General features: G+C 65.2%; 2 protein-coding genes and 1 pseudogene. All 3 read right to left on the reverse strand.

What is annotated here, in order from left to right; all coding sequences use genetic code 11:
* The coding region (locus tag AC4FAH_RS08435) for an NAD-dependent malic enzyme (protein WP_490245892.1) at window positions 1–1,664 on the reverse strand (1,664 nt) is incomplete at its 3' end.
* Window positions 1,665–1,975: 311 nt separating this feature from the next.
* Entirely contained in the window at window positions 1,976–3,220 is a 1,245-nt protein-coding gene (locus AC4FAH_RS08440; RefSeq protein WP_244995037.1) for a YeeE/YedE family protein, read from the reverse strand.
* A gap of 250 nt (window positions 3,221–3,470) precedes the next feature.
* Window positions 3,471–3,890, reverse strand: a pseudogene (locus tag AC4FAH_RS08445) (tryptophan--tRNA ligase); the annotation flags it as partial.

Below are 3,890 nucleotides of genomic sequence, written 5' to 3' on the forward strand. Positions count from 1 at the left end.
CGGTAGGCGCGGTAACGCGGCTGCCAGAAGTTCTTCTCGATGTTGGCCTGGATGATCTCGTCGCTGGAGGTCAGCGCCACACCATCGGTCTGGGCCTGACGCGCCACGTCGAAGGCGATCTGACGGCTGATGTCCTGGATATCGCCCAGTGACGGCAGCAGCGCACCCTCGCCCTTCAGGACGATGGGGGCGTTGTTGGCCAGCGCGTTGGCGGCGGCCATCAGCATGTTGTCGGTGATGCGCGAGGCGTTGGACGCCAGCACGCCCAGACCGATGCCCGGGAAGATGTAGGCGTTGTTGCACTGGGCGATCGCGTGGGTGTGGCCGTTGTGCTCGACCGGTGCGAACGGGCTGCCGGTGGCGACCAGCGCCTTGCCGTCGGTCCACTCGATGACTTCCGCCGGTGTCGCTTCGACGCGTGAGGTCGGGTTGGACAGCGGCATCACCAGCGGGCTCTCGCAGCCGGCCTGCACGGCACGGATCACGTCTTCGCTGAACAGGCCACGCTGGCCGGACACACCGATCAGCACGCTCGGCTTGGCGGCCTTGACCACATCCAGCAGGCCGCGATCACCGAAGTCGGCCACGCTGTCGATATCGTGGGCCAGACGGCTCTGGAAGTCGTAGAGGCCTTCCATGTCGCTGGTCAGCAGACCGAAGCGATCGACCATGAAGACGCGCTTGCGGGCCTCGGCCTCTTCCATGCCTTCCTTGACCATCGCCACCACGATCATCTCGGCGATACCGCAGCCGGCGCTACCGGCACCCAGGAAGGTGACGCGCTGGTCGGAGAGCTTCTCGCCCTTGGCCTTGCAGGCCGCCATCAGGGTCGCGACCACGACGGAGGCAGTACCCTGGATGTCGTCGTTGAAGCAGCAGACTTCATCGCGGTAACGCTCGAGCAGCGGCATGGCGTTGGCCTGCGCGAAGTCCTCGAACTGGATCATGGCCTTCGGCCAGCGACGCTTCACGGCAGTGATGAACTCGGCCACGAAGGCGTTGTAGTCATCACCGGTGACGCGCTCGTGACGCCAGCCCATGTAGCGCGGGTCGTCGAGCAGCTTCTGGTTGTTGGTGCCCAGGTCCAGCGAGATCGGCAGGGTGTAGGCCGGACTGATGCCGCCACAGGCGGTGTACAGCGACAGCTTGCCGATGGGGATGCCCATGCCGCCGATGCCCTGATCGCCCAGCCCCAGGATACGCTCGCCATCGGTGACGACGATGACCTTGACGTTGTCCTTGGTCGCGGAGCGCAGGATGTCATCCATGTGCTCGCGGTCCGGGTAGGAAATGAACAGGCCGCGGTGGTTGCGGTAGATGTTGGAGAACTCCTCGCACGCCTGACCGACGGTCGGGGTGTAGATGATCGGCATCATCTCCTCGAGGTGTTCCTCGATCACGCGGAAGAACAGGGTCTCGTTGTCGTCCTGCACCGAGCGCAACAGGATGTGCTTGTCGAGGTCGGTGGCGCACTGCTGATACTGGCTGTAGACGCGCGCGACCTGCTCTTCGATGCTCTCGACATTCTGCGGCAGCAAGCCCATCAGATTGAAGCTGACACGCTCCTCGAGGCTGAAGGCGCTGCCCTTGTTGAGCAGCGGCATCTCGAGCAGGCTCGGGCCGGCGTAAGGAACATACAGGGCGCGCTTGGAAGTATCCGTCATGGCGAGACTCTTGAATCAGTGGGGACGACCTCACGCTCGGCAAGCTTCTCGGCATGCCGGCAGACAAGCGCAGCATGCCCGCTGAAGCACCGCAGAAGACCTGCTGGCAACCGGGCGTCCGAGGGACCTTTCGACGTGCAGTTTCCACGTGCGAACAAGGCATGATGATAGCACGCGCAGTGCTATCTCCGGCAGCCTGTGCAAGGTCGGCATGCGTTGCGCAGACAAGGGTACTGCATGACGAGAAACGCCTCGCTCATCCCCCTGACGGGGAAGGAGCGAGGCGTTCGCGGTCACGTGCGGGGTATGGCTCAGGCCAGATCGGCACGCGATGCCGGCTTGCGCGGCGCAAGGGCGAAGAAGGGACGCAGCTTCACGCCCAGCATGTTGCCGGCGAAGGCCATCACCAGCCACAGCCAGCCATGCAGGCTGCCGGAGGAGATGCCGCCGAAGTAGGCGCCGATGTTGCAGCCGAAGGCCAGGCGCGCGCCGTAACCCAGCAGCAGGCCACCCAGCACGGCAGCCACCAGCGAGCGCAGCGGAATGTTCCACTTCGGCGCGAACTTGCCGGCCAGCAGCGCTGCCGCCAGCGCCCCGACCACGATGCCGATGTTCATCACCGTGGTGATGTCCGTGTAGAGCGGTGCCGCCAGTGCCTTGGCATTGCCCGCCGCCTGCCAGTAACCCCAGTCACTGACATCGAAGCCCAGCGTGGTGTAGACCTTGGTGCCCCACAGCGCGAAGGCCGAGGTGATGCCCCACGGACGCCCGGCCAGCGCCAGGGTGGCGAAGTTGAGCAGCGCCAGCGCCACCGCGCCCGCCAGCAGCGGCCAGGGGCCGCGCAGGAAACGTGACAGGCCGCGCGGCTGGCTGTCGGTCACGGCGGCCTTCTCGAGCTCACCGTGACGACGCTTCTCCAGCGTGCGCGTCACCAGCACGATGATGGCGAACAGCGCCAGGCTGACGATGATGCCGCCCAGCGCGCCGAAGCTGTCCACCAGCGAGACGGCGGGCAGTGACGGCAGGCTCTGCCACCAGCTGAAGTGCGCGGTGCCGATCACCGAGCCGACGCAGAAGAAGATCAGGGTGATCACCATGCGCGCATTGCCGCCGCCGACGGTGAACAGCGTGCCCGAGGCGCAACCGCCGCCCAGCTGCATGCCGAGGCCGAACAGGAAGGCGCCGACCACCACGGAGGTGCCCAGCGGCGAGACGAAGCCGGAGACGTCCTGTCCCCACAGGCTGCCCGCTGCCAATACCGGGAAGAACAGCACCACGGCAATCGCCAGCATCAGCATCTGCGCGCGCAGGCCGCGGCCACGACGCTCGGTGATGAACACTCGCCAGGCGGAGGTGAAGCCGAAGGCCGCGTGATAGAGCACCACGCCCAGTGCGCCACCGATCAGCAACAGGAGGCCCTGGCGCCAGCCGGCGACCAGGCTCAGCAGCACTGAGGCAATGACCAGCAGCCCACCCGCCCAGACGGCGCGAGGGTTGATGGTGGTAGATGGCTGGGCAGGCTCACTGGCCTTGCCCGGCATCGCGTGTTGACTCATGTCGTACCCCCTTGTGTATTCAGCATGCTTGAAGCATTGATGCGGCAAGCCTAACGCGTCGCTTTATAGCTGTGAATGAATTTCCAGCACGCTTTTCATTCCCCGCAGGTATATGCCTGACATCACGCCCCGGGCGCCATCAGCATGACAGCCCCGAAGACGTCATCCTCTGAAACGACGGTGCCAGCAACAGAAACCCCCGCCATCCGGGAAGATGACGGGGGCCGATCGAGCAGCGTGGACGGACGACCTAGAGGAAGTTGCCCAGGCCGACGGCGCGACGCAGGCGCTCCATCATCGGTGCGGCCTCTTCGCGGGCCCGCTCGGCGCCACGCTTGAGGATCGCCTCGACATGCGCCGGGTCTTCCATCAGCTCGACGTAACGCTCGCGCGGCGCCTTGAGGTGATCATTCAGGTATTCGAACAGCTGGTTCTTGGCGTCGCCCCAGCCGATGCCGGCCGCGTACTGCTCACGCATGGCGGCGACTTCCGCCTCGGTGGCGAAGGCCGAATAGATCTGGAACAGCGAACAGGTATCCGGGTCCTTCGGCTCGCCCGGCTCCAGCGAGTTGGTCTTGATCTTGCGCACGCTCTTGAGCAACTGCTTCTCGGTGCCGAACAGCGGGATGGTGTTGTTGTAGCTCTTGGACATCTTGCGACCGTCGAGGCC

This window comes from Cobetia sp. (genome assembly GCF_983723665.1).

Excerpts from the sequence above, each read along its gene's own strand:
- AC4FAH_RS08440 (WP_244995037.1), bottom strand. The coding sequence starts at position 3,220 with ATGAGTCAACACGCGATGCCGGGCAAGGCCAGTGAGCCTGCCCAGCCA.